This is a genomic window from Povalibacter sp., assembly GCF_036735925.1.
GTDB lineage: Bacteria > Pseudomonadota > Gammaproteobacteria > Steroidobacterales > Steroidobacteraceae > Steroidobacter.
The window spans coordinates 48,389-75,300 of record NZ_DAINNK010000007.1 but is presented as its reverse complement, the minus strand read 5'-3'; the positions used below and the strand labels follow the sequence as shown (position 1 = coordinate 75,300).

Below are 26,912 nucleotides of genomic sequence, written 5' to 3'. Positions count from 1 at the left end.
TCCGTGGCCTCCGTGACCTCCGTGTGAAACCTCTTCACCCCGCGTTCGCAGGAATGGCGAAACTGAAAGTCGCGCCGCAGCCCGGTTCGCTGCGGGCCCAGATGCGCCCGCCGTGCCGCGCGACGATGCGGTGGGCGATGGCCAGGCCCACGCCGGTCCCGGGATACTTCGTATCGGAGTGCAGGCGCTGGAAGACGCCGAAGAGCTTGTCCGCGTACTGCATGTCGAAGCCGATGCCGTTGTCGGTCACGGAATAGACCACCTCGCCGCCGCTGACCTGTGCGTCGATGCTGATCTGCGGCGAGTCGACGCCCGTCGTGTACTTGACGGCGTTGTCGATCAGATTCAGCCACACCAGGTGCAGAAGACCGCGATCGCCATGCACCGGCGGCAGCGGCCGCGCGTCGATCGCCGGCGGCGGGGTATCGCGGCCTTCCATGGTGTCGTCGATGACCTTGCTGACCATGGACGTCATGTCGACCGGTTCGAGCTGCAGCGTCTGGCGGCCGAGGCGCGAGAATTCGAGCAGATCGTCGATCAGCCGGGCCATGCGTTCGCAGGCCGTGCAGATGGTGCGCAGGAAGCGGTTGCCCTCGGCGTCGAAACGCGATCCGTAGTCCTGTTCCAGCAGTCGGGCATAACCGTTGATGGCACGCAGCGGCGCGCGCAGATCGTGCGAGACGGAGTAGCAGAAGCTTTCCAGTTCCTGGTTGCTCGATTGCAGCAGCTGCGCCTGGCGGATGAGTTCCTCGTTGAGCGCGACGATGCGGCGCTCCGCGGCCTTCTGTTCGGTGATGTCGAGCGAGATGCCGAGCAGCAGGATGGGGCGATCGTTTTCGTCGCGGATCGGTACCTTGAACGTGTGCAGGACGCGGCGGCCATGGCTGACGGAGTCGATCTCTTCTTCGGGGATGTCGATGACGTCGCCCTGCGCGAGCGTCTCGCGATCCTTGTCGATGAAGTGTTCCGCCTGATCGGGCGGAAAGAGATCCCGGTCGGTCTTGCCGAGCAGATGTTCGCGTTGCATGCCCAGCAGCGATTCGCCGCGGCGGTTGATGCGCACGAACCGCAGATCCTTCGCATCCTTGGCGAACACCATGGCCGGAATGTTTTCCAGCAACGATTCGAGCAGCTGGTTGGCCGCCTCCAGATTGCGTTCCGCCGCCTTGCGCTCGTGGAAGTGGCGACGGATTCCCCACAGCAGCAGACCGAGCACGGCCAGCATGGACGATGCTGCGACGACCAGGGTCACGGGGACCCAGAACCGGTACGTCCGCGCGGCGGCGATGTCGCGCTCGTACAGCGCCTGTTCGCTCTGCTGTGCGGCGCCGAGCAGCGATCGCACGTGCGCCGAGCCCTCGCGCATCTGCGACAGGGCCGCCGCCGTCGCCGGTGCGTCGATCGCCTGCATCGCGACGACCTGGACACGGATCGCGTCGACGAGTTCGCGGGCGTTCGCCTGCCGGTCCGCCGATGCTTCCGGTATGCGCTGCAGCAACCGGTCGCTCAGGGTCGCGAGCGACTCGGCGGCTTCATTCCGCTCGTCGAGGAAAGCCCGGTCGCCCGTGCCGAGCCATCCGTACTGGCCTTCCATGAATTCGCCGAAGGAAGCACGCAGGCTGGCGACGCGAGTGACGCTCTCCATCGAGCGGCGCGCCTGCCGGGCCGAGTCGACGAAACCGGCGGCGGACATCCACGCCCCGCTGAGCGTGCCGAGGAGAAACAGGGCGCCGGCAATGAAGCCGGCCAGCATCTTGCGTTCGGTCAACCATTGATTTGCCGCCATGCGCGGACAGTAAAGTCATTCAGCGCAGCGCGTCAAAGCGCGTGCGCAATTGCGCGACGCACGTCCCGTCGCGTCGCATGGCACGTAAGGGCCGGATGCACCTAAGACCACGTCACAGTCGCCGGGAGCGACTACTACTCTGCCGTCAACGAGCCGACACGCGCGCGGATCCGGAACGGGTTGCCGGAACGAACGGACGGGGAGTCAAGCGATGGAGAAGGGCGTAGTCATTGGCGGCATCCTGATCTCGGCCAGCTTCCTGCTGGCGACCCTGCTGAACCACTCCGCCGGCGACCGGTTCCTGGCTGCCGCCGATGCCCAGTCAGGCACCGCTGCGGTGTTGACCGGGCAACAGGACGCCGCCTCGCCCTCGAACCATTCCGCACCCGTGCTGGACAATCCCGGTTTCTATCTGGGAGAGGCCGCGCTCTCGCCGTCGGAACGGGCCGGCCGCGAGATCTGGTACAAGGCCACCGCCGGCAACGCGCGCTTTCACACCTATACGTTCCAGCAGCGCATCGGCGTCCTCATCGACTGGTACCGCGTGCTGCGCAGCGACGAGCGCGACGATCGCTTTGCGGCCTGGGGCATCATCAACGATCCCGGTTGTTGCGTTCCCGGCAGCAAGGACTGTCCGGCAAGGTCGCAGGAAGAAACCTTCGGGTTCGACTGGTGCCCGGGCGACGAGCAACTGCTGAAGTCCGTCGGCCGCAACGACTATCGCGATCCGGCGTGCGATTTCCGGGATGCGGCCGTCGATGCCGGCGACGTCCATTCCGCGACGAAGGATCAGCGCCAGTCGTCCTGTGATCTGGCGTTCGGCACGTCGACGGGCGCACTCGGCATCCGCAAGTTCCCCAATCCGCGTTTCGATCGCAAGCGCTGGCTCGAAGTGAACGGCACGCTCGCGAACTGGGAGGGTTACGGCCGCAAGCTGTCGACCGACCGCGCCAACAGCGATTCGAACGTCAGCCGGCTCGCGGACGGATCGATCGAACCGCCGTTCCTCATCGGCATTTCCTGCGGCTCCTGTCACATCGCCTTCGATCCGCTGAATCCGCCGGACGATCCCGCGCATCCGCAGTGGGTCAATCTGAAAGGCGCCGTCGGCAACCAGTACACGCGCATCTCGGAAATCCTCAGCTCCGGCATGACGGCGTCGGCGCTGGAATTCCAGGTGTTCTCGCACGCCCGTCCCGGCACGTCCGACACGTCCGCGGTGCCGACGGACCAGATCAACAATCCGGGCACCATCAACGCCCTCATCAACATCCATCAGCGGCCGACGTTCCAGAACGAGGTCGTGAACAAGTGGCGCAAGGTCGGCGAGTGTCCTGCCGGCGCGAAGGAGCCGTGCTGGTGCGAGCCCGGCCGCGATGGAAAGTGCTGGCTGCGCAGCACGCGGACGGAGACCGTGCATCACATCCTCAAGGGCGGCGAGGATTCGATCGGCGCGCTGGAAGCCATCCAGCGCGTGTACTTCAACATCGGTTCCTGCTCCGAGCAGTGCTGGGTGAATCATCTGACCGATCTGCGCCAGATCGATCCGCAGCAGCGCAACTTCGGCCAGTCGCCCTTCGACATCGGCCAGTGCCGGCGCGACTGTCCGAACTTCCGCGCCATCGAGGACCGGCTGCAGGACCTCATGAACTTCCTCACCTCCGCGGAAACGCATGCGACGGATCTGCAGGTGGCGCGCGAGAACGAGCTGAAAAAGAAAAGGCCCGGCGCAACCTACGACGCCGCTGCGTTCGTCGCCGATCTGGAGCGCGAGTTCGGTGCGGGCGCAGTCGATCGCGGTCGCGAGGTATTCGCGGCGAACTGTGCGCGCTGTCATTCGAGCATCGATGAAGCCAGGGGCGGCGCGTTCGCCAACCGCGACTTCCTGGCCATCGACGAGAAGACCGGCTTGCGCGCCGACTGGATGGGCAACGATCGCGCCACACCCGTCAGCGGCGTCGGCACGTTCCGTTGCCGCGCGCTGCACTCGAATCACATGAAGGACCATGTCTGGCAGGAATACGGCTCGGAAACGCTGCGCGCACAGCCGCCCGATCAGGCCCTGCACGAACCGCACGACGGCGGGCGCGGCTACTACCGCAACATCTCGCTGCTGAGCCTGTGGGCGCACGCGCCGTTCCTGCACAACAACGCGCTGGGGCCGGAGCTGTGCGGCGCGCCTGCCAATGCCGCGAACGACTTCTATCGCTCGCCGTACGTCGGAGCCGACGGCAAACCGCGCGATCCGGCGCAGACGCCGGCCTGCTGGAAGTTCGATCCGAGCGTGAAGGGCCGCTTCGACCTCTACAAGGCCTCGATGCACGACCTGCTCAATCCGGATCAGCGTGTGCCCAAGATCACGCGGTTCAGCGAGGACGTACCGATCTCATTCGGACCGCGCCTGTGGGATGGGAAGGAGGAGCGCCGGGTCGTGGGCTTCTCCGTAACCATTCCCGCAGGAGCGACCGCCGGCGCGCTGGGCAATTTCCAGCACAAGCAGTTCGCCGGCGACGTCGCGATGTCGGCGCTGCATCCGGACGATCTGCGCCAGCGCCTGAACGGGCAGTTCGGCGAACAGCAGGGCGCGCAACTGTTCACGGCACTGAACGAAGTGCGCGCCGAAGTCATGAAGGATCCGGCGACGATGGTCGACGAAATCCGTCGCCGTCCCTTCCTGCTCGAGGCCTACAGCTCCTGCACCGCGATCGTGGAGAACGAAGGGCATCGCTTCGGCGAAGGACTGCCGGCGAAAGACAAGCAGGCGCTGACGGCGTTCCTGGCGACGATCTGAAAAGGAGACAGGAATGATCTGCCGCAAGCAAATTGTCGCGACCGCCGCCTGCCTGCTCGCGCTGTCCGGCTGCGACTGGATCAACGCCAAACTCCACCGCGCGCCGAAGCTGTCCTTCGCCGAGTCGGGCGAGTCCTATCTCAGCAAGCCGGATTTCGCGCGTGTCGAACACGACTTTCCGCTCGCGGCCGCGGACCTGCAGAAGCTGACGCCGAAGAACATCGCCAACTACTCGCAGGAGCAGGTCGACCAGATCTATGCGCGGCTCACCGCCGGACCGATTCCCGACGGCGCGTTCGACGGCGGACTGTTCTTCCCGAAGAACGTGAAGGGCGATCGCCGCATCGCCGAGATCGTCGGCGGCCTGCCGGGACTCGCGGTGGAACTCAAGTCGCAGAAGCTGGAAACGCTCGGTGCGAACCTGTGGCGCGGCAAGGTGTTCTATCGGCAGGAGCGCCTGCTGCGCAATCGCATCGAGGATCTCGCCGCGCTCAAGCCCATCGTCGATGGCGATCTGTCGGACATTCCGAAAACGAAGTTCGGCAACGGCGAGCAGTGGCTGATGTTCCCGGCGCGGCTGTACTGCGGCCAGAGCCTGCTCGACTCGCGACGCGAGTCCATCATCATCGACTATGCCTTCACGGACGAACTGCCGGGCTACCGCGAACGGCCCGACTATCTCGCCGGGCGCAACGGCTTCCAGATCCGCGACGAAATCCGCATGGTGCGGCCGGGCTTCTACCTGGGCCGCGCCTATGCAGGCAAAGCCTTCCTGCTCAACTTCGTGCTCTACAACGAGCAGATCGCGAACGAACAGGGGCCGCAGTTCCTGCAGACGGGCCAGGTCAGCGAGGACTGCTGGACCGGCACGCAGGAACGCGCACTGGTGGCGTCGGCGTCTCCGTGAGCCGATGGAGCTGCATCGTGCTGCTGGCACTGGCGATGCAGGTCCACGGCGCAGAGCGTGCGCAATGGGTCGTCGATCCGCGGGTGCCCGGCGCCGACATGCCGCAGGCGGGATCGTCGCTGTTCGATCGCCTCACCGTCGGCGCCGACGGCCGGCAGCACATTCCCTTTCCCTTCGAGCGGTTGATGGCGCATCTCGAAGCCGCAGCGGGCTGCGAGACTGCGCATCCGTGTTCGCGCGCGGTGCTGATTCCGCTGGGTCGATCGCTGCAACGGATCGCGGCGGCGCCGGAGTTCTTCAGGCATCCGCGCGTCGTGGCGGCCTTCGTCGATGAAGGGTCGGGTGAACTGCTGCGCGATCGGATCTTTCTCGGCTTCCAGGACAAGTCGGGCGTCATCGAAGTCATCAGCTACAACGAAGCGCTCGGACGCTTCGAGTTCCAGATCGTGCGCAACTTCGCTGCGGGGCGCGTGCCCGAAGTCAGCTACGCGCGCCGCACGGTCTGCATCGCCTGTCATCAGAACCAGGGGCCGATCTTCTCGCAGCCCGTCTGGCTGGAGACCAACGCAAATGCGCCGATCGCGGCGCGGCTGGCAGAACAGCAACCGGCCTTTGCCGGCGTTGCGGCGCGCGGCAATACCGACATCGCACAGGCCATCGACGACGCAACCGATCGCGCGAACGTCATCGCGCTGACGCAGCGATTGTGGCGCGACGGCTGCGGGACGGGGGATGCGGGAGTCGCCTGTCGGCGAGGCGTGGTTGCTGCGTCGCTGCAGTTCGCGCTCACCGGTCAGCGGGCTTATGCGCGATCCGCACACGCCTTCGTCCGCGATGTATCGGCGGCGTTGCAGCGCAATGCCGCCGTCTCGTGGCCCGCCGGCCTGGCGCTGGCGGGCGCCGATATTCCCAACCGCGATCCGCTCGATCTGCACGCGGGTCTGACGCCGCTGCAGACGGCCAACATCGAGACGCGCTTCGATCCGCTATCGCCGCGCGCGCCGGCGGAAATCCTCGAGGGTTCACCAGAGGATCGTCTGGTCAGGGGCGCAGCGGACTTCTGGTCGCAGCGCAGCCGCGCAGCGCTGGCGAGCGCGCTGGAGCGACGCGCCGACCTGCATTCGCAGCGCAGCGCGGTGCCATGTCGCGTTTCCGGAACGTCGCCGCATGAACGCTTCGACTGCAGCTCCGACACCGCGCGCCTGCGGGGCTCGCTGAATGGTTCGGTCGGCACGATCGACGAAATCGTCATCGCCAATGCCGAGCCCGTGCGGCATCTGCGGATCGATGCTGTGAACCGGCAGGCTCGTTCCGTGACGCTGATCGCCCGCGATCGTGGCCAACGGCTGCGGCTGTCGAGCGGCGATGCCATCGAGCGGATTGCAGTGAGCTGGAATGCGCGCGGGCTGGGCGAAGCGCTCATCGACGTGCGACCCGACTTCGCGGCGGTGCGCAGTGTGCTGGAAAGCATCGATCTGGATGCCGGCGAGCCGCTTGCCTCGTCCGTGATCGATGCAGTCACGGCGAAACTCGAAGGCCGTCCAGCAACGGCGCCCAAGCCACTCGTTCCGGTTGCGCATGCCGATGCCTACCGGCCCGCGACGGCCCGATCCGGCGCGCTGGCATTGCAGCTCGAAAGCCAGTGCGGCGTGTGCCATCGCACCGCCGAGATCACGCCGCCGAATTTCCTCAGCGGCGATGCGCAGCGCGTCGATGCCGCATTGCGCAGTTGCGGTCCGCGCATCTTCGTCCGGCTGGCGATGCGTGATCGGCCGGTTTCACAGCGCATCAAGACGCCGATGCCGCCCGAGCCGCCGGATGTCATGGCGCATGCCCACCAGCGTCCGCCAGCGGACGAACACGCGCTGGTCGAACTGCAGGCCGCGGTCGGCGCGTCGCTGCGCAAGGAATACGGGCGCGACGTCACGGTCGACGAACTGCTGCGCCACGGATACGAATCGCTGCGGCCCTGTCTGCCGTCGACTGCGGGAGAGGCGAGTCATGGCTCGACAGAATCCTGAAACGCCGCCGTCCGCGCTGACCTCGCTGCTGCAGCGGCGCTGGGCGCGCATCGTGTTCCTGCTGCTGACGCTCGTGCTCGTGTTCGTCGCCGTCAGCGCGCTGCTGCTGATCCTGCGCTTCACCGCCGATCGGCCGGTCGAGTACGCCGATGTCGGCGAACATTTCAAATACGGTTCGACCGGCGGCGAGCGTGAATCGGGCCTGCCGTACTGGGTGTTCCAGGCCATGCCGCGCGTCTGCGCGAAGCATCTGCCGGGAGGCTACGCATCGCTCGGTTTCATCTACGAGCCCGGGCGCGACCTGCCGGTGGGAATGTCGAAGCGGCGCCATCTCGGCATGGATCGCACCTTCATCAACTGCGCGGTGTGTCATGTCAGCACCGTGCGCGATTCAGCCGCCGAGAAGCCGCGTCTCGTGCTCGGCATGCCGGCGAATACGTTCAACCTGTTCGAGTTCCAGAAGTTCCTGTTCGAGTGCGCCGCTGATCCGGCGTTTCGCAAAGACGTGGTGGTGCCGGAGATTGCGCGCGTGATGGAAGAGCGCGGCGAGCATCTGGGCATTCTCGATCGCTATCTCGTCTATCCGATGGCGATCTGGCTGATGCGCGAACGCCTGACGATGCTGGCGGGCCGCTTCGGCCCGATGCTCGATGACACGCCGTGGGGGCCGGGGCGCACCGATACGTTCAATCCCAACAAGGTGCTGTTCAACTTTCCGCTCGACCGGATCGCTGCGCGCGAGCGCAATGCCGCCGTCGATTTCCCTTCGATCTGGCTGCAGCAGCCGCGGCAGGGCATGCAGCTGCACTGGGACGGCAACAACATCATGTCCGAGGAGCGCAACAAGAACGCCGCCTTCGGCACGGGCACGACGCCGCCGACCATCGACCTGAAGGCGATCGGCCGCATCGAGCAATGGCTGCTCACGGCGGAGCCGCCGAAGTTCGCGCAGCCCATCGACACGGCATTGGCGGAGCAGGGCCGGCCCGTCTACGCGGAATACTGCGCCGGATGTCACGGCACCAACGGTCGCGATTTCGCACCGCCCGGCAACGATACCTCACGCGATTGCCTGAAGAGCGAGGCCAACGATGCGGCGCTGTACGGGCCGTACGTCGGGCGCGTCACGCCGATCGACGACATCGCCACCGATCGCCACCGGCTCGATTCCTTCAGTTACGAACTGGTCGTGCAGCTCGGCACCATCTACGCAGGTTATCCGCATCGCTACTGTCACTATCGCAAGACGTTCGGCTATGCCAACGCCCCGCTCGACGGCGTGTGGCTGCGCGCGCCGTACCTGCACAACGGTTCGGTGCCGACGCTGCGCGATCTGCTGGAGCCGGCGGATGCGCGACCGAAAGAGTTCTATCGCGGCGACGACTTGTACGACGGCGCCCGCATGGGATTCGCCCACGATCAGCCGCAGCGCGACGGACGCCGCTTCTTCCTCTACGACACGCGCCTGCCGGGCAACTCGAATGCGGGGCATGAAGGCGCGAAGTACGGGACGCTGCTGGCGCCGGCGCAGAAGGCTGCGCTGGTCGAATATCTGAAGACGTTCTGATGTCTTTCCCTCCTCCGCTTGCGGGGGAGGGCAGGGTGGGGGCTGCCGAGGACGCAATGAAGCACAGGAAATTGATTCGCATCGTCGCCGTTCTGGCTGTGGTCATCGCCGCCGGCGCGCTCTTCACCTGGTACAAGTTCTTCCGCGAAGAACCGCAGCCGGCCTGGGTCATGAACGATCCGGACATGCGCTTCAAATACGGTTCGATCGGCGGCGAGCGCGATGCCGGCATTCCTTACTGGATCTTCTATGTGCTGCCGCGCATGTTTCCGGAGAAGATTCCGGGACCGAACGGCTTCGCCTCGTTCGGGTTCGCCTGGGAGCAGGGACAGGAACTGCCCGTCGGGTTCGTGAAGAAAGTGATCGGCTTCGAGCGCGTCGGCAACAACTGCGCCGTGTGTCACACCGGCAGCTACCGGAGCAGCGAAAACGAAAATCCCACGTTCGTGCCGACCGGCCCGGGGCATACGTTCAATCTCGAAGCCATGTTCCGGTTCCTGGTGGACTGCGCCAAGGATCCGCGCTTCAACAGCGACAACCTGATGCACGAGATCGGTCTCGTCACGGATCTGTCCTGGATCGACAGCGCCATCTATCGCTTCGTGCTGATTCCGATCACGAAGAAGCGCCTGCTGGAGCGCGAAGCGCAGTTCGCCTGGATCTATCGCCATGACTTCCCCGAGTGGGGGCGCGGTCGCGACGATGCGATGAACCTGACCAAGTATTTCCTGGTCGGCTCGCCCATGGACGATTCGATCGGCCCGACCGACATGCCGTCGATCTGGAACCTGAAGAAATACGATCGCGAGGGCACGACCCTGAACTGGGCCGGCGACAGTCACGACAAGTATTCGGTCATCATCGACTCGGCGCTGGGGCTGCTGGGCGCGCGACCGAAAAGCAACGAGGAATTTCTCGACGAAGTGAAGTGGCTGCAGGACTACCTGTCGGCGAAGGCGCCGCCGAAATATCCCTTTGCGATTGACGAGGCGCAGGCAGCCAGCGGCAAGACCGTGTTCGAACGCGAGTGCGCACGCTGCCACGCCAGCGACCTCACCGGCGCGCGCATGGATCTGCGCGGCGTCGACACCGATCCGGAACGCCTGTGGACGTGGAAGAAGGAACACGCCGTTGCTGCGAACGACAAGGTGAAGGAGTTCGACATCGATCGCAAAGGACTCGTCGAAGCCGATCTCATCGGCTACAACCCGCCGTTCCTCGATGGGCTGTGGCTGCGCGCGCCGTATCTGCACAACGGCGCGGTACCGACGCTGCGCGACATGCTCAAGCCGCCGGCAGAACGGCCCGCCGTCTTCTGGCGCGGCTACGATGTCTACGATGCGGTGAATGTGGGTTTCGTTTCGGGCGGGGATACGCGCGCGGCGGAGACCGGCACGAAGCATGATGTCGCCGAGCGGTCGAACGGGAATGGTGGGCATCTGTTCGGGACGGCGCTTCCCGAAGCGGAGAAGGAGGTGCTGGTCGAGTATTTGAAGACGTTGTGAGGGTGGTGGTGCTCGATGCGGCCCCCACCCTAGCCCTCCCCCGCTGCGCGGAGGAGGGGACAGGAATGATGCGGCGGTCTTCTTTCCCTCCTCCGCGCAGCGGGGGAGGGTTAGGGTGGGGGCGCTTCCTTTCATGCGCTACCCTTGCCCGGTGAATACACGAACCTACGTCTCTCTCGCACTCCTCCTCCTCACCGCCTGCACCCCCGCCCCCGATCTCATCGAACTCGCCGGCCCCGCCCAGGGCACGACCTACTCGATCAAGATCGTCGATCCGCCGCGCGGCATCGATCGCCAGTCGCTGCAGTCGGTCGTCGACGAAGTGTTCGCCAACGTCGACCGTCAGATGTCCGGCTATCGCGAGGACTCCGAGCTCTCGCGCTTCAATCGCTCGTCCTCGACCGACTGGTTCGACGTCTCGCCCGATGTCGTGAAGGTGGTGGCCGCTGCGGCGCAGGTCAGCGACCTGTCGCAGGGCGCGCTCGACATCACCGTCGCACCACTCGTGAATCTGTGGGGCATGGGCGCTGGCGGCGAACTGCGTGACGTGCCGGATACGCAGCGGATCGAGCAGGCGCGACAGGACGTAGGCTATCGCCGGCTCGCCGTGCGCAACGCGCCAGCGGCGCTGCGCAAGGAATTGCCGCAGCTCACGGTGGATCTGAATGCCGTTGCGCCCGGCTACACGGTCGATCTGATCGCACAGCGCTTCGCGGCGATGGGCGTGACGAACTTCATGATCGACGTCGGCGGCGAAGTGCGGGCGCGCGGCCGCAATGCGCGCAATGAACTGTGGCGCATTGCCGTCGAACGTCCCGTCGACGACGAACCCGAGCCGTATGCCATCGTGCAACTGGACGACATTGCCGTGACCACCTCCGGCGAGTACCGCCACTACGTGATGCGCGACGGACATCGCTATTCGCACACCATCGATCCGCGCACGGGACGACCGGTGGAGCATCGCCTGGCATCGGTGGTGGTCATCATGCCCACCGCCATCGAAGCGGATGCCTGGACGACGGCGCTCAATGTGCTCGGCGAGGAGGCCGGCTACGCGCTGGCGCAGCGGCAGCGGATTCCGGCGATGTTCATCGTCGCGAACGGCGCGGGATTCGAGCATCGCATGACGGCGGGATTCGAACGGTTTCTGGCAGTCGCGCCGCGCTAGAGACCTTATCTTACTGTGGGGCCGGCTTTCCCATGGGATTCCCTTCGGTCACAGCCGGCCTCTGATTGTAGGTCAGGCTTCAGCCTGACATCTCGAAGGCCGGCTGAAGCCGGCCCCACAGGAAGAAGGACGAGACAGAGACGCACGTATCCCCCACCGCTATAGTCGGACCATCCAACAAGAACACCGAGGCCCGCATGTCATTCACGAATTGCAGCATCGCCGGCATCGTTGCCGCGCTGACTGTCAGCGAACATTCGTATCCGGTAGTCGTCAACAATCCCGATCTGGTGGCGCGCACGCTGCCGACACTGCAACGCGTCGCCGGCAAGGACAGAGTGGTCGTGACGCCGCTGCAGACTGGCGCCGAAGACTTCGCCTTCTACGCCCAACTCGTGCCGAGCTTCTTTTTCTATGTCGGCGTTACCCCGCCGAACACCGATGTCGCGAAGGCGGCGACCAATCATTCACCGCTGTTCTACATCGACGAACCGGCGCTGCGCGTCGCCACCCGCGCCCTGCTCGGCGTCGCGGTGGACTATCTGCAGGGGGAATGAGAAGGAATCCAGAATTTCACACGGAGATCACGGAGGGCACGGAGATCGGAAGAAGAAAATTTCCACGGGGGACACGGGGAACACGGGGAACACGGGGTTTCGGAATAGAAGAATCTGTTCTTGCCCCCGTGCTCCCCGTGTCCACCTTCTTCCCCCGTGGAAACTCTTTACTTCTTCTCCGACCTCCGTGGTCTCCGTGAACTCCGTGTGAAATCCTGTTCTTCGTGTGAAATTCCTACGCCGGCGAAACCAGGGACATGGTCGCCCCGATGCCCGCATGGATGACGAGATCGGCCGCATCATCCATCTGGGTCGGATCGCGATTGACGATGACCAGGGCGGCGCCCTTCTGTCGCGCGCGCAGCGGAAAATCCGCGGCGGGGAAGACCGACAGCGACGAGCCGAGCACGATGAACAGGTCGCACAGCATCGTTTGTTCGTCAGCGCGCTGCATCGGTAGCGCAGGCATCTGCTGCCCGAAGGAGATCGTTGCCGACTTGATGATGCCGCCGCAGCGAGCGCAAGCGCTGACGGTGCCGCTGCTGCGGAATTCGCGTTCGAGGTCGGCGAGTTCGTACCGGACGTGGCAGGAAAGGCAGGTGGCGTACGTCGAGTTGCCGTGCAGCTCGATCACCTTGTCTTCAGGCACGCCCGACAACTGGTGCAGGTTGTCGACGTTCTGGGTGATGACCGCGGCGGCGCGGCCGTCGGCAATGAGTTGGGCGACGGCGCGATGGCCGGCATTCGGTTCGGCGCCCACCCAGCCATCGCCGTTGCCGAAGCGTCGCCGCCAGGCTTCGCGCCGGGTGTCCTCCGAGGCGATGAAGTCCTGGTAGTAGATCGGCTGCATCCTGGTCCAGACGCCGCCGGGACTGCGGAAATCGGGAATGCCGGATTCGGTGCTGATGCCGGCGCCGGTGAAGAACACGGTGTGGCGGCTTGCCCGGATCAGCTTGCGCAGCGTCTCGACTTGAGCCGCGCTCGGTTGCGGCGACGGGGCGCGGTTGTCGCTATCAGGGTCGTTCATGCGGCGACAGAATGAGCGGCCGGTGGGACATGGCGCCGCACTCTATCGCGAGGATGTGGCGGGACGCGAGGCCCTCTCATGGCGGGAGGGCCTCGCCGGCATCAGGTCATCGCGTCGTTCAGCCCTGATGCACGACCAGTTCGCCGTCCACCACGGGAATACGGTCGCCGGGTTTCTCATCCATGCGGATCGTGCCGGTCTCGTCGCCCAGGCGGTACTTCACGTCGTAGCCGATGACTTTCTCGCTGCTGTCATAGACGGTCTGACATTTCGTTTCGGTCGTCTGGTACGTGTTGGTGTTCTGCACGTGCTTCTGGATCTTGTTGCCCGCGTAGCCGCCGGCGGCGGCGCCGGCGACCGTCGCCGCATCGCGTCCACTGCCGCTGCCGACCTGGCTGCCGAGCACGCCGCCCACCACGGCACCCACGACGCTGCCGGTGATGCGCTTCTCGTCCTTCACTGGTTTCTGATGCGTGACGACTTCGTCATTGCACACCTGGCGCGGCGTGCGAATGGTTTCCGAAACCGGCTCGACATCGAGTACATCGGCGTACTTCGGCTTGCGATCGAAAACATCGAGGCCGCCGATGGCCGCGCCCGCGGTCACGACCGCCGCGCCAATCACCAATCCGGTCACCAGGGACTTGTTCATGATTACTGACTCCTCGCTTTTGATGTCGCGAGATGCAGACGTGAGCCGCACTCGGACTGCCCGTATAACTGGGTCGCGAGGGTAAGGGTTCCGGGAGGGGATGCGCCAACTCTGGCGCAGGCTGGCGACAGCCAGAAAAGTTCCTGCCTTCTCTTCTGTAGGTCAGGCTTCAGCCTGACTCCTTGAGAATCAAAGGCCGGCTGAAGCCGGCCCCACAGGCAGAAAGAAGATCTACAGCGTCGAGTCGGCGCCTTTCTCGTCTTCGATTTCGATCTCGGCGCGCAGCGTCTGCTCGAGCCATTCGTTCATCGTGATCATGGTGTTGCGGGCCGCAGTGCCGGCGATGCGCCGGGTGGCCAGCGTGTGCATGCCGATGATGACGCCGGTGCGCTCGTCGATGACCGGTGCGCCGGCTGCGATGCCGCTCGCGTCGATGTCGTGCGTGAAGCCTTCGAGGCTCGCGAGCGAGACGCCGTTGATTCTGCGTTCGTACACCGTGCCGCGGCTCTTGGCCTTCAGCGGGTCGGATTCCATGTCGCTGCGAAAGCCGATCAGCAGCACCGGCGCCGCGGGTCCCGCGAATTTTCCCATCGGCATCGTGCGCTGTGCGTACTGCGAAGGTTCCTGCAGACGCACGACGGCGAAGTCCTTGGCGGCATGGCCGCTCGCGCCGGCTTCGGCCCGCCACTGCGACTTGATGTACGAGACCGGGATGCGTTCGCGGATCTGCCCCAGCGAATCGGTGCTCGTATAGATGCAGTTCTCCGCCGCCACTTCGCCGTCGCGGTTTTCGAAGGTGTGTGCCACGGTGACGCCGATGTCGAAAGCGCCGACCAGGAACGCCGTCGACATGCGCTGCTTGCCATCGATCGTGCAGACGATGGCGCCGACGCCGCTGAACGAGAAGTACTCCTGGCTCGACAGTTCGTTGCGTCGTGCCGCCCCGGCCGACTGCAGTGTCGCCGCGAAGTCGAGCAGCGATCGCTCGGCCGCGGGCGCTGCAGCGAACGGGATGCCGGTGCAATGCTGGCCGGCACTGCAGAGGGTCGAAGAGGCCCGCGCCTGGGAGATGAGTGCGAGCCCTGCGATGAGCAGTCCCGTCAGCGCGAGCCATAGAAACATCTGACGCGGCGCGGGAGCGGTGCGGGCGATCGGTCGGCGGTGCATTCGCGCATTACCTCGTCAGCGATGTCCGATGTCACTGCGGCGGGAGATCAGACAGGCCTGGGAAGATCCCTGACGGTGTTCTTCCGTGCGTCGGCGCCCGCGCCATGGCTCGCCTGCGATGCAGGTTGGAATCGAGCCTATGACGAGTGCATCGGCGCGGAGGTGACGAAGCTCAAACTTCGGCGAGCGCGGAGTGAAGATTCTGAGACGAACGTCTCTCTTCCTGTGGGGCCGGCTTTCCCATGGGATTCCCTTCGGTCACAGCCGGCCTCTTTCTGTAGGTCAGGCTTCAGCCTGACTCTGAAGAGGCCGGCTGAAGCCGGCCCCACAGGAAGATGCCATGGTTGAAGGTTACTGGCCGGCGGTCAGGCGGAAGGTAATCGCCACCTGCGTCCACGCGCTGATCGCCTGCGAGCCGCTGTTCGCCGCAATGAAGCGCCACTTGCGCACCGCGTCGATCGCGGCCTGGTCCAGACGTGCGAAGCCGCTGCCCTGCGCAATCTGGATGTCGCGCGGAATGCCACGTTCATCGACCAGGATGCGCAGGCGCACCGTGCCTTCCTCACCCGCGCGGCGCGCGGCGGGCGGATAGGTCGGTTCCACGCGCGTCTTCGTGCGCAGGTCCTGGGCCGGCGGGCCGGCGGCAGCCGCGGGCGCTTCGGTCGCCGCGACTGCATTCTCCGAAGCGGGCATCGGCGTTTCGGCTGGAGGCACGATGATCTCGTCAGGAATGCTGGTCGGCTCCGGATTGTCGACGGTGAGCTGATCGATTTCGGGTTTCACCTGGATCTCGGGCTCCTGCACGGCCTGCTCGGGTTCGGGGATGAACACCACCTGCGCGGGTTCGATGAACTTCGGCAGATCGATGACGCCCATGCTCACGGACAGTACATAGGCGATCGCCACGTGGATGCCGACGACGGCGAGCAGCGGGCCCGGCCGCGACAACAGGCTTGAACGAGGTTCCGCGTACATGAAATCTCCTTCGATACGTCGCACGACTGCCGTGCTCCCTGCTTTCAACGACGGAATCCCGGAAAAGGGTTCAGGAGATTTTTCCGTCGTCAGGGAACTCGGCAGCTCGTCGGAGAAAGTTCCCCGGCGCAGGCAACGATCGCCTTGGATTACACTCGCGGCCCCGAACTGCAGAACCCGAAGGCGATGACCGCAGAGAAGATCGATACCGTGCTGCAGATGTCCGAAGCGCGACTGGGCGAGGCGCGCGAGCAGCAGCCGCAGCGCTGGGAGGCCATCCTCGCGCAGCCGGCAGTCGCGGAGTCGCTGGTGCGCGTCTGGGCCTGCAGCGAATTCGTCGCGACCTCGTGCCTGCGCGATCCGGCCATGTTGCAGGCGCTGATCGACAACGGTCTCCTGACGCAGGACGCAGGCGAAGGCGGGATCGCTGCCGATCTGCAGACCTGGCCGGTGGGTTCTGCCGAAGCGGAGTGGATGGAGGCGCTGCGAAAATTCCGTCGCCGGCGCATGGTGCGGATCGCGTGGCGCGACATCGCCGGCTGGGCCACGCTCGCCGAAACCTTGCGCGACCTGTCGGCGCTCGCCGATGTCTGCATCGAGTTTGCGTATCGCCGTAACTACGACGCATTGGTCGCGCGCTACGGCACGCCGCTCGGCGAGTCGAGCCAGACGCCGCAACCGATGCTCATTCTCGGCATGGGCAAACTGGGCGCGCGCGAACTCAACTACTCCTCCGACATCGACCTGGTCTTCCTCTATCCCGAAGAGGGCCAGACCGACGGTGTACGTTCGATCGACAACGCCGAGTTCTTCCTGCGTCTCGGCCAGAAGATTTCGCAACTGCTGTCGAGCCAGACGGTCGATGGATTCGTATACCGCGTCGACCTGCGCCTGCGCCCCTTCGGCGACAGCGGCCGCGTGGCGATGGGATTCGGCGCGTTCGAGAACTATCTGCAGCAGCACGGGCGCGACTGGGAGCGCTACGCGTACGTGAAGGCGCGCGCGATCACGGCGACGGATCAGTTCCCGTCCCTGTACGAAGAGGTGCTGCGGCCGTTCGTATTCCGGCGCTATCTCGACTTCGGCGTGTTCGAATCGCTGCGCGACATGAAGGCGATGATCGCGCGCGAGGTCGAGCGGCGCGAGCTGAGCGACAACATCAAGCTCGGCCCGGGCGGAATCCGCGAGATCGAGTTCATCGTGCAGGCATTCCAGCTGATTCGCGGCGGCGGCGATCGCCGTCTGCAGAATCGCGAACTGCAGACCGTGCTGCCGTTGCTGGCGAGCCAGCGGCTGCTGGGTCGCGACGCGGTGGCCGATCTCGAAGCTGCGTACCGCTTCCTGCGGCTGGTCGAGAATCGCCTGCAGGAATGGAACGACGAACAGACACACCAGTTGCCGCACGAAGACATCGCACGCGCGCGGTTGGCGCTCTCGCTCGGCATGAGCGACTGGTCATCCGTCGCGGCACAGCTCGCGGCGCATCGCGAACGCGTCTCGCGCTGGTTCGCGCAAACCGTGTTCGGGCCCGTGGCCGGTGCACCCGACCAGCGACCCGAATCGAACGGCGTCCTGGATCTCGATGCGGCACCGGAGGATTTCGCGCGGGCGCTGCAGCGGCTGGGCGTGTCGCAGCCGTTGTTCGAGCCGCTCGAACAGTTGCGCAACTCGGGTTACTACCGGCGTCTGGACGACACGGGCCGGCGGCGCCTGCGTGATTCGCTGCCGCGCATCCTGCAGAGCGTCGCGGCAACCAGCGACCCGGTGATTTCCTTCGGCCGCATCGCGCGCATCCTCGAAATGATCGGCGGCCGCACGGTGTATCTCGCACTGCTGAACGAGAACGCGGCCGCATTGCAGCGACTGGTGCAGCTGTGTTCGCAGAGTCAGTTCCTGGCCGATCAGGTCGCTGCGCATCCGCTGCTGCTGGATGAACTGATCGACGAACGTCTGATCGAAGAGCCGCCGAGTCGCGCCCAGTTCGTCCAGGACATGGAGTCGCGGCGCGGCGCAATGCAGGGCGAGGACGCAGAGCGGCAGGTCGAACTGCTGCGGCACTTTCAGCGGGCCGCGCTATTCCGCGTCGCCGTCGCGGATCTGACGGGCCGCCTGCCGCTGATGAAAGTGAGCGACCGGCTCACCGACATCGCCGAACTCATCGTGGGCGAAGCCCTGTCTCTGGCGTGGGCCCAGATGACCGAGAAGCACGGCGCGCCGCGCTACCTCGATGCCGCGGGCAACGAGCGGACGGCCAGCATGATCGTCGTGGCCTACGGCAAGCTCGGCGGCCTCGAACTCGGCTACAGCTCCGATCTCGATCTCGTCTTCCTGCACGATTCCGTCGGCGAAACGCAGCGCACCGACGGCGCGCAGTCCATCGACAACAGTGTTTTTTTCCAGCGGCTGGCGCAGCGTCTCATGCACCTGCTGACGGTGCACACGTCGGCCGGTCGCCTGTACGAGGTCGATACGCGCCTGCGTCCGGGCGGCAATCGCGGCCTGCTGGTGCAGACGCTGCAGAGCTTCCGCGAGTACGAATTCCAGGAAGCCTGGACCTGGGAACACCAGTCGTTGCTGCGCGCCCGCGCCATCGTCGGCGAACCGAAGTTGCGCGAAGCCTTCGAGGAAGCCCGCGTCGAAGTCCTGCGCAATGCCGTGCGGCGCGGCGACCTGCGCAATGAAGTGCGCAACATGCGCGCGAAGATGCGCGAGAACCTGTCCAGGGCGAAGCCGGGCGAGGTCGATCTGAAACAGGATGCGGGCGGCATCGCCGACCTGGAATTCCTGGTGCAATACTGGATGCTGAAATGGGCGGATCGCCATCCGGAAATCGTCACCTTCTCGGACAACATCCGGCAGCTCGAAAGCCTGGCCTCCGGCAATCTCGTCCCGCAGTCGCGCGTGGACTTCCTGGTAAGCACCTATCGGCGCTACCGGGAACGCCTGCATCACCTGTCGCTGAACGGGGCGAAGAACATCGTCGATGCCGCGGAGTTCGTCGAGGAGCGGCGCGGCGTGGTGGCGATCTGGGACGAGGTGATGGGGGAGGGGTGAAGAGGTTTCACACGGAGATCACGGAGACCACGGAGAAGGAGATCAAGAGAGAAGAATTTCCACGGGGGAAGAAGGGGGACACGGGGAACACGGGGAAAGAAAATTTCTGTTCCGAGACCCCGTGCTCCCCGTGTCCCCCTTCTTCCCCGTGGAAACTCTTTACTTCTTCTCCGACCTCCGTGGTCTCCGTGAACTCCGTGTGAAATTCCTGAAGCTCCATGGCTACAATGCAGCCCGTCCGATACGTCGCAGCCGAGCTGACCCATGTCCACCCCCGAGCCCGTCGCCAAGCTGATCCAGCCCAACGCCAAGAGCCAGTACACCGTGACGGCGGCGGATCTGCCGCTGTCGTGCCCGATGCCCGGCATGTACCTGTGGAATTCGCATCCGAAGGTGTTTCTGCCGATCGAAAAGACCGGCTGGGCGAAGTGCCCTTACTGCAGCGCGGAGTACACGTTGCAGAGATAAGTGACGAGGGTGACGGAAGTCACGAAAGTGACGAGGGTTCGGATCTCATCCCCGTCACTTTTGTGACCCCTCGTGACTTTCGTCACTTGTATTCCTTGTAGCTCTTCTCCTCCACGATCCGCGATCCCAGCTTCGTATTGATCTGGCGCTTCACGGCCGCCCGCTCGTCGTTGATGACGTAGACGGCGCGGGCCAGTTCGATGAACTTCGCATCGAATTCCTTCGCGCGTTCCTTGTCGCGGATGTCGTCTTCGACGACCCAGAGTTTTTCGTTGATCTTTTTCAGTGCCGCCCATTCGGCGCTGATGTCCTGCTTGCCGTGCGCCGAATCGCGCCACGTCGATTCCAGCAGCTGCAGCTCGACGCGCACGTTGGCGACCTTCGCCGCGTCGCTCATGCGTTCGGACTTGATCTGCAGGATGGTGATCTTGTCGATCAGTTCACCGGGAGAGATGGGGACGAGGATGTCTTGCATGGGAAAGTTCCGTCGTGGCCGATCGATGATGCAGCGCCTGCTGCTGTTGCGCCCACTCCAGCCACGCCTGGAACATGAGCACATTCCAGAGGTGAGTGTGCCATTTTCTCTGTCCGCCGAGGTACTGAGTCCAGAGGTCCGCGATGGGCCCCGGTGCCAGATAGCCTTCGCGCGCGATGCGTGCGGGATCGAGCAGCGCCTGCGCCCAGGTCCGCAGCGCGCCGGATAGCCAGGCGCTGACCGGTGCGGCGAATCCGGTCTTGGGACGCTTGATGAGAGTTTCCGGCAGGTAGCGCCGCAGCAGCTGGCGCAGGATCCATTTCTGCTGGCCATCGCGCAGTTTCAGCGAGGTCGGAATCCGGAAAGCGAGTTCGACCACGCGATAGTCGAGCAGCGGCGCACGCGCTTCCAGCCCGACCGCCATGCTGGCGCGATCGACCTTGGCGAGGATGTCTTCCGGCAGGTAGGTGACGAGATCCAGGTACATGAGACCGTGCGCCATGTCGCGGCCGGGAAGCTGCCAGTCCGCGTGCGTGAACGGCGTCGCATGCTCGTGGCTGTGCAGCGCGACGCTCCCGGGATTGCGCCACTTCGACATGCGATTGCGATAGATGTCGGCGGCGGATTTCGTGCCGAGTTCGGCGGCGACCATTGCCAGCTTGCTGACGCGCGCCTCGCGATTCGCATGCGATCGCAGCGCCCAGGCGAGCGAGCTGCGCACCGGACCGGGAATGCCATGCACGAGCCGCGCGACGCGCAACGCGCGCTGATAGCGCATGTAACCGGCGAACAGTTCATCGCCGCCATCGCCGGACAGAGACACCTTCACGCTCTGTCGCGCCAGGCGCGACACCAGGCAGGTCGGAATCTGCGAGGAATCGGCGAAGGGTTCGTCGAACAGCCGCGGCAGATCGGGCACGAGGTCGAGTGCGCTTTCGCCCGTGACATAGAGCTCGGTGTGATCGGTGCCCAGGTGCGTGGCGATGGCGCGTGCTTCCGGGGCTTCGTTGTTCTTCGAATCGTTGAAGCCGATGGAAAACGTCTGCACCGGTCGCGACGACTGGGCCTGCATCATGGCGACGATCAGCGAGGAATCGACGCCGCCCGACAGGAATGCGCCCAGCGGTACGTCGGCATGCATGCGCATCGACACGGCATCGCGCAGCAGCGTGTCGAGCGTGTCGATGGTGGCGGCGGTGTCGGTGCGCAGGGGATCGGATACGGCGGCACCGAGTACCTGCCGCGAATCCCAGTACGGCCGGCACGCCTCGTGCGGCGAGTGATCGCGACCGCCGCTGGCGGCGTCCGCGGACGTGAGCGTCAGGCTGCTGCCCGGCGGCAATTTGTAGATGTTCTGCAGGATCGACCACGGCCCGGGAACGTAGCCGTGTCGCAGGAACAGGGCCAGCGAGTCGCGGTCGATGCGCAGCTCGAACGCCGGATGGGCGAAGAACGGTTTCAGCTCGGAACCGAACACGATCGTGTTGCCCAGCCAGCCGTAGTACAGCGGCTTCTTGCCGATGCGATCGCGCGCCAGATGCAGACGGCGTTCCTGGCGATCCCACAATGCGATGGCGAGCATGCCGTTGGAGCGGCGCAGCGCTTCTTCCAGTCCCCAGGTTTCGACCGCGGCCAGCAATACTTCCGTATCGGAATGTCCCTTGAAGCGTCGTCCGGCCCGGCTCAGTTCGGCGCTGAGTTCGCGATAGTTGTAGATCTCGCCGTTGAAGACGATGGCGTAACGCTGTGATGCCGAGAACATCGGCTGATGACCGTCGGCGGACAGGTCGATGATGGAGAGCCGGCGATGACCGAGGCCGATGCCGCTGTCGGCGTCATGCCAGATGCCGCGATCGTCGGGGCCGCGATGCTCGAGCGCATCGGTCATGGCATCGAGCGTCCGGTGCGCGTGCAGCGACGCCGAAGCGGAGAGGAACCCGGCGATGCCGCACATTCAGCGCCCGCCGGTCACGGCAGGAAGCCGTCATTGAATTTGTCGACGTGATCCCGCGATGCCGGGTTGCGAACCATTTCGTAGTAGCGCAGCCGCTTGTACACCGCGTACGAAGCCGCCACCTGCGAAACGACGTAACCGCGTCCGCCGTCGAGAAATCCAAGCCGCAGCACGTAGTCCTTGAGAAATGCCGCCATGAAAACGAAGGGAGCCAGCCACAGGCGCGTGGGCCGCTGCTTGTCGAGCCAGTCGCGCGTCTTGAGTTCGGTGTAGTGCAGGATCTTGAGCTGCCGATGCAGCAGCGTCGGATTGTGATGGTGAATCATGCGCTGCCGGAACGTGCGGGTCGGTCCATCGAACCGCAGCGATTCATGCACGCGCACGTCGCTCCAGCGCGCGCGCCGGCGATCGTAGATGCGCCCGAGCTTTTCGCCGACCATCGGCCGGTACCAGCGCATCGGCTCGCCCATGTACCAGGTCTGGCGGCGCAGAAACGCGCCGGCCGACGGCGACTTCATGAGTTCGGGCAGTTTCTCTTCGAGTTCGCGTGCCAGTTCCGGCGACAGCACTTCATCGGCGTCGAGCGCGAGGATCCAGTCGTGACTTGCCTGGGTCGTGGCGAAGTTGCGCTGCGCGCCGAACCCCAGCCAGTCCTTGTGAACGACTTTCGCGCCGTGCCGGCGTGCGATGTCGGGCGTGCCGTCGGTGCTGCCCGAATCGATGACGAGTTTCTCGGCGGCAAATGGCACACTGTCGAGGCATCGACCGATGACAGCGGCTTCGTCACGGGTGATGACCAACAGTGTGATGGGCAGGGTCGCCGTGGCCGGTACGTCGCGATTCGCACGCGCGGGCTCCGGACTGTCGTACAAGGGCTGAAGCGGAAGAGGCTGCATTGTGTCGCGATATCTTTTCTTCGTTTCCGAACTCTATGCGCTAGCGATCCTGCGACCATTGCAGGAGGCGATTCGTGCGCGCGGCGATGCCGTGGCCTGGTTCTTCGAGCGGGAGTCGCTCGCCGGACATCTTCGCCCGGAGGAAGTGCGGCTGGCATCCGTGGAAAGTGTCATCGAATGGCGACCGGACGCCGTTTTCGTCCCGGGCAACTGGGTGCCGCAGTTCTTTCCGGGGTTGAAAGTGGAAGTCTTCCATGGGTTCAGCGTCGGTAAGCGGAGCGAGTCGCGCGGACATTTCCGCGTGCGTGGATCCTTTGATCTCTACTGTACACAGGGTCCCGATACAACACAGCCATTTGAACGCCTGCAGCAGCAGCTGGGTTTCTTCCGCGTTGCCGAAACCGGCTGGTCCAAGCTCGATCCGCTGTTTTCCGGGCGTTATGTGCGCGAGCCGGCCGGCCGGCCCGTCATCCTTTTTGCATCTACTTTTACCGAGAGCATCACCAGCGCCCGCGTGCTGCGGGATACGGTCGCCGCCGCGGCGCAGCGCGGCAGCTGGCAATGGCTGGTCACGCTGCATCCGAAGATGGCGCCGGACATCGTCGACTCGTATCGCGTCCTCGAAGGGCCGCACCTGCGCTTCGCGATGACCGACGACATCCTCGCGCTCTATGCGCAGGCGGACGTCCTGCTGTCGGACACGTCATCGGTGGTGCCGGAGTTCCTCACCCAGCACCGGCCCGTGGTGACTTTCCGCAATCGACGCCCGGGTCCGCATCTGCTGGATGTCCAGAACGTCGCCGACGTCATTCCGGCCGTGGAGCATGCGCTGCAGCGCCCTGAATCCCTGATGAATGCGATTCGCGAGTATGCCAACCGCATTCATCCCTGGCGCGACGGCCGCTCCAGCGAGCGCGTGCTCGAGGCCACCGCTCGCGCCATCGCCGCCGGTCGTGGCGGCCTGAAACGCAAGCCGCTCAATCTGTGGCGACGAGTGCAGGCGCGCCAGCGGCTCGGGTATTGGGGATTCTGAAATAGCAGGCGGTCTCAGGGATCGAGGCCGCATCGCTTCAGCGCCAGCGTAGCCTGTTCGCGCGAAACGGGATTGCGCTGCATCTCGTAGTAACGCAGCCGCTTGTAGACGGCGTACGAGGCGGCGACGTGGGCGGCGACATAGCCTCGCCAGCCGTCCAGGAACGCAAGACGCAGAAAGTAATCCTTGATGAAGGTCGCGATGAATACGAACGGGCACGTCCACATGGACTTGCGCTTCCCTGTGTCGAGCCAGTCACGTGCCTTGAGTTCCGAGTAACGCAGGATCTTCAGATGCCGATGGACCAGCGTGGGGTTGTTGAAGTGGGCGAACGGTTCGCGCATCAACAGCGTCGTTCCGTCGAAGATCAATGATTCGTGTACGCGTGCGTCGGTCCAGCGGGCGCGCTTGCGGTTGTAGATTCTGGAAGACTTGTCCGCGACCATCGGCCGGTACCAGTGCATGGGTGCGCCCATGTACCACGTCTGCCGCACGAGGATCGCGCCGGCGTGGGACGACTGCAGCAGGGAGGGCAGTCGTGCCTGCAATTCGGCCACCGATGCTGGCGTGAGTACTTCATCGGCGTCCAGCACCAGAATCCAGTCGTGGCTGGCCTGGGTGTTGGCGAAATTCCGCTGCGGTCCGAACCCCAGCCAGTCCTGATGCACGACGCGTGCGCCGTGCCGCCGCGCGATTTCCGGAGTGCCATCGGTGCTGCCTGAATCGATGACGACTTTCTCGGCTGCAAAAGGCACGCTGTCGAGGCAACGTCCGATGACCTCCGCTTCATCGCGAGCGATGACCAGCAACGTGATGGGCAATGTCGGGGTTTGCGTCATGCAGAAAGTCTTGCACAGCCACAGTCGCCTGCACAGCAAGTCCGCTCGGCAGCAGGCGCTTCAGCCGCGCCGCCGCAAGGCCAGCAGCACGGCGTGGAGCTTCCGGTTGACCTCATCCGGCGCGATCAGGTCCATGACGCCGGGCTTCTCGATCTTGGTCGTCCAGGGAATCTCGCTGGCGGGTTTGCCGAGCAGGCGACGCGCAGCGGCGTCGTACTTGTCGACGCACCACTGGCGGCTGAGATAAGGCCCGCTGCGTGCCGGATTCGTGGCTGCGTAGAGGCCGATGACGGGAGTGCCCACCGTGGTCGCCATGTGCGCGGGTCCCGAGTCGGGGCTGAGCAGCACGGTGGCGCGCGACAGGGTCGCGAGGAATTCCAGCAGCGTGTCCTTGCCGATGGCGTTCACGCAGGCCTGCTTCATCTGCGCCTGGATCTGTTCGCCCATCTGGCGCTCCAGTTCGCTGCGACCGCCGCACAACACGACCTGCAGGCCGAGCGAGGCGGAGGCGTAGTCGGCGACCCGTGCGTAGTATTCGGCGCGCCAGTTGCGCAGCGGATGACTCGAGCAGGGGCTGATGACCAGCGTCTGCACGCCGTCGGGAATCAGCTTGCGTGCGTATTCGTGCGCGGCGGCGGGAATCGGAATGTCCCAGCGCAGCAGCTTCTCGTAGACGCCGAATTTCTCGGCGAAGCCGAACAGCGAATCCATGACGTGCTGGTTCGCTGCGGGACGAATGCGATTGGTCGTGAACAGCCATTGCAGTTCGCGCGCGCGGCGGCGGTCGAAGCCGAGCTTGATCTTTGCGGGAATGACGGTCGAGAGCAGGCTGGCCCGCAATGCCAGCTGCATGTGCATGAGAACGTCGAACTGCCGGCCGCGCATCGCGGCGCGCAGGGCGCGATACGATTTCAGCTTGCTGCCTTTGTCGATGGGGATGAATTCGATGTCGGGAATGTGGCCGAGCAGCTTCGCCTCGACGCGCCCGATCACCCAGGTGAAGCGCGTCTCCGGCCAGGCGCGCTGCAGCGTGCGGATGACCGCGAGCACATGGCAGGTATCGCCGATCGCGGACAGCCGCAGGATGCAGACGGAGCGGGGAACGGTCTTGAAGTCGGCGCGCATCAGTGCGGGCGCTGCGATGTCAGGCAGGGATATGCAGAGGGATTCCGCGGTAAGCTCAGCGCCAGCATGTACGACATGACCTTCTCGGATATCGCCAGAGTTCCAGCCCCGGTGCGCCGCCGTCTTTCTGCATGAATGCGATTCGCGAACAGCGCGACGCCATCGACGGCGGCGGCATCCTATACGACGCTGCGTCAATCCCCAAGGCGCAGCCCGAGTGGTTTTCCCGCGATTACTGGACACGACGCGGCGCCCTGACGGAAGTCGCCGGCGGTCGCGGTTCCGTGCGTTTTCTGCAGACCGATACGGGCCGCTGGGTCTGGCGCCACTATCGTCGCGGCGGGCTGGTCGCGAAGCTCTTCCGGGATCGCTACCTGTGGACCGGCGAAGCACGCACGCGCTCGTTTGCGGAGTGGCGACTGCTTGCCGAACTGCGAGGTCGCGGGTTACCCGTGCCCGCGCCGATCGCCGCTGCGTATCGACGCCGCGGGCTGACTTATGAAGCGGACCTGATCACGGCGGAGCTGCCGCCTTCGACGACGCTCGCGCAGGCGATGGCGGCACCGCTTTCCGCGGAACGCTGGCAGGCCGTCGGTCGGACCATCGCGCAGTTCCATGCGCAGGGCGTCCAGCACGCCGATCTGAATGCGCACAACATCCTGCTGGGCAGCGACGGCGCGGTGTATGTGCTCGACTTCGATCGGGGCCGACTGCGTGCGCGCGGCGCCTGGGAAGGGCGAGTGCTGGCGCGCTTGCGACGTTCGCTGGAGAAGGTGAGTGCGCAGCACGGCGTCGTATTCGATGACGGCGGCTGGCGGGCGTTGATGGCGGGGTATTCGCTCTCCCCGCAGGCCGGCTGAAGCCCCATGGCATCGACCTGTGGGGCCGGCTTCAGCCGGCCTGAAAACAGTCAGTCAGGCTAAAGCCCGGCTTCAGCCCGGC

21 protein-coding genes are annotated in these 26,912 nt (G+C 65.0%); 11 read left to right on the top strand and 10 right to left on the bottom strand.

The features are described from left to right. Positions 1-34 precede the first annotated feature (34 nt). A complete protein-coding gene (locus V7D81_RS04140) occupies positions 35-1,786 on the bottom strand; it encodes a sensor histidine kinase (protein ID WP_324314700.1) in 1,752 nt (583 codons plus the stop codon). 211 nt (positions 1,787-1,997) lie between these two features. Here V7D81_RS04140 and V7D81_RS04135 point away from each other — a divergent pair, with 211 nt between their 5' ends. The 7 genes from V7D81_RS04135 (at position 1,998) to V7D81_RS04105 (ending at position 12,305) form a co-directional block, all read left to right on the top strand. Beyond that, positions 1,998-4,577: a hypothetical protein gene (locus V7D81_RS04135; protein WP_324314698.1), complete on the top strand. Its 2,580-nt coding sequence runs from the start codon at positions 1,998-2,000 to the stop codon at positions 4,575-4,577. Between the two features lie 13 nt (positions 4,578-4,590). Then, on the top strand, positions 4,591-5,484 hold the full coding sequence (locus tag V7D81_RS04130) for a hypothetical protein (protein ID WP_324314696.1): 894 nt from the start codon (positions 4,591-4,593) through the stop codon (positions 5,482-5,484). Next, positions 5,481-7,505, top strand: a complete 2,025-nt coding sequence (locus V7D81_RS04125; RefSeq protein ID WP_324314694.1) for a hypothetical protein — start codon at positions 5,481-5,483, stop codon at positions 7,503-7,505. Before V7D81_RS04130 ends, V7D81_RS04125 begins: the two co-directional genes overlap by 4 nt. Further along, positions 7,486-9,072, top strand: a complete 1,587-nt coding sequence (locus tag V7D81_RS04120) for a hypothetical protein (protein ID WP_324314693.1) — start codon at positions 7,486-7,488, stop codon at positions 9,070-9,072. Before V7D81_RS04125 ends, V7D81_RS04120 begins: the two co-directional genes overlap by 20 nt. A 56-nt stretch (positions 9,073-9,128) precedes the next feature. Next, positions 9,129-10,577 carry a hypothetical protein gene (locus V7D81_RS04115; RefSeq protein WP_324314692.1) on the top strand — a complete coding sequence of 483 codons (1,449 nt, stop codon included), beginning with the start codon at positions 9,129-9,131 and terminating at the stop codon, positions 10,575-10,577. A gap of 133 nt (positions 10,578-10,710) precedes the next feature. Beyond that, a complete protein-coding gene (locus V7D81_RS04110) occupies positions 10,711-11,748 on the top strand; it encodes an FAD:protein FMN transferase (RefSeq protein ID WP_324314691.1) in 1,038 nt (345 codons plus the stop codon). A 197-nt stretch (positions 11,749-11,945) separates the two neighbouring features. Beyond that, positions 11,946-12,305 carry a M20/M25/M40 family metallo-hydrolase gene (locus V7D81_RS04105; protein ID WP_324314690.1) on the top strand — a complete coding sequence of 120 codons (360 nt, stop codon included), beginning with the start codon at positions 11,946-11,948 and terminating at the stop codon, positions 12,303-12,305. Positions 12,306-12,540: 235 nt separating this feature from the next. Here V7D81_RS04105 and V7D81_RS04100 read toward each other — a convergent pair whose 3' ends face one another. The 4 genes from V7D81_RS04100 to V7D81_RS04085 form a co-directional block, all read right to left on the bottom strand. Then, positions 12,541-13,332, bottom strand: a complete 792-nt coding sequence (locus V7D81_RS04100) for an SIR2 family NAD-dependent protein deacylase (protein ID WP_324314688.1) — start codon at positions 13,330-13,332, stop codon at positions 12,541-12,543. 118 nt (positions 13,333-13,450) lie between these two features. Further along, positions 13,451-13,984: a glycine zipper 2TM domain-containing protein gene (locus V7D81_RS04095; RefSeq protein ID WP_324314687.1), complete on the bottom strand. Its 534-nt coding sequence runs from the start codon at positions 13,982-13,984 to the stop codon at positions 13,451-13,453. A gap of 231 nt (positions 13,985-14,215) precedes the next feature. Continuing rightward, positions 14,216-15,151 carry a trypsin-like peptidase domain-containing protein gene (locus V7D81_RS04090; protein WP_324314686.1) on the bottom strand — a complete coding sequence of 312 codons (936 nt, stop codon included), beginning with the start codon at positions 15,149-15,151 and terminating at the stop codon, positions 14,216-14,218. 351 nt (positions 15,152-15,502) lie between these two features. After that, on the bottom strand, positions 15,503-16,126 hold the full coding sequence (locus V7D81_RS04085) for an energy transducer TonB (RefSeq protein ID WP_324314685.1): 624 nt from the start codon (positions 16,124-16,126) through the stop codon (positions 15,503-15,505). 144 nt (positions 16,127-16,270) lie between these two features. Between V7D81_RS04085 and glnE the strand changes: the two genes are divergently transcribed. Together glnE and V7D81_RS04075 are read left to right on the top strand one after the other, a co-directional pair. Further along, positions 16,271-19,180, top strand: coding sequence for a bifunctional [glutamate--ammonia ligase]-adenylyl-L-tyrosine phosphorylase/[glutamate--ammonia-ligase] adenylyltransferase (glnE, locus tag V7D81_RS04080; RefSeq protein WP_324314683.1), 2,910 nt, complete (start codon positions 16,271-16,273; stop codon positions 19,178-19,180). Positions 19,181-19,444: 264 nt separating this feature from the next. Beyond that, positions 19,445-19,648, top strand: a complete 204-nt coding sequence (locus V7D81_RS04075) for a zinc-finger domain-containing protein (RefSeq protein WP_324314682.1) — start codon at positions 19,445-19,447, stop codon at positions 19,646-19,648. Between the two features lie 82 nt (positions 19,649-19,730). On the opposite strand, the gene V7D81_RS04070 is transcribed toward V7D81_RS04075, so the two are convergent. Genes V7D81_RS04070 through V7D81_RS04060 form a run of 3 tightly spaced genes read right to left on the bottom strand, consistent with a single transcriptional unit; the run spans position 19,731 to position 22,949 of the window. Next, positions 19,731-20,123, bottom strand: coding sequence for a DUF6165 family protein (locus V7D81_RS04070; RefSeq protein ID WP_324314681.1), 393 nt, complete (start codon positions 20,121-20,123; stop codon positions 19,731-19,733). Further along, on the bottom strand, positions 20,089-22,077 hold the full coding sequence (gene asnB / locus V7D81_RS04065; protein WP_324314679.1) for an asparagine synthase (glutamine-hydrolyzing): 1,989 nt from the start codon (positions 22,075-22,077) through the stop codon (positions 20,089-20,091). Before asnB ends, V7D81_RS04070 begins: the two co-directional genes overlap by 35 nt. Before the next feature lie 14 nt (positions 22,078-22,091). Continuing rightward, entirely contained in the window at positions 22,092-22,949 is an 858-nt protein-coding gene (locus tag V7D81_RS04060; protein WP_324314676.1) for a glycosyltransferase family 2 protein, read from the bottom strand. A gap of 22 nt (positions 22,950-22,971) precedes the next feature. Here V7D81_RS04060 and V7D81_RS04055 point away from each other — a divergent pair, with 22 nt between their 5' ends. After that, positions 22,972-24,006: a CDP-glycerol glycerophosphotransferase family protein gene (locus V7D81_RS04055; RefSeq protein ID WP_349257605.1), complete on the top strand. Its 1,035-nt coding sequence runs from the start codon at positions 22,972-22,974 to the stop codon at positions 24,004-24,006. A 14-nt stretch (positions 24,007-24,020) separates the two neighbouring features. Here the strand turns inward: V7D81_RS04055 and V7D81_RS04050 are convergent, their stop codons facing one another. Continuing rightward, positions 24,021-24,845 carry a glycosyltransferase family 2 protein gene (locus V7D81_RS04050; protein WP_324314672.1) on the bottom strand — a complete coding sequence of 275 codons (825 nt, stop codon included), beginning with the start codon at positions 24,843-24,845 and terminating at the stop codon, positions 24,021-24,023. A gap of 60 nt (positions 24,846-24,905) precedes the next feature. Continuing rightward, a complete protein-coding gene (locus tag V7D81_RS04045) occupies positions 24,906-25,970 on the bottom strand; it encodes a glycosyltransferase family 9 protein (RefSeq protein ID WP_324314670.1) in 1,065 nt (354 codons plus the stop codon). A 131-nt stretch (positions 25,971-26,101) separates the two neighbouring features. Between V7D81_RS04045 and V7D81_RS04040 the strand changes: the two genes are divergently transcribed. After that, the gene (locus V7D81_RS04040; RefSeq protein WP_324314668.1) at positions 26,102-26,830 is read left to right on the top strand and encodes a 3-deoxy-D-manno-octulosonic acid kinase; all 729 of its coding nucleotides are present in this window, start codon (positions 26,102-26,104) and stop codon (positions 26,828-26,830) included. The last annotated feature ends 82 nt before the right edge of the window (positions 26,831-26,912 follow it).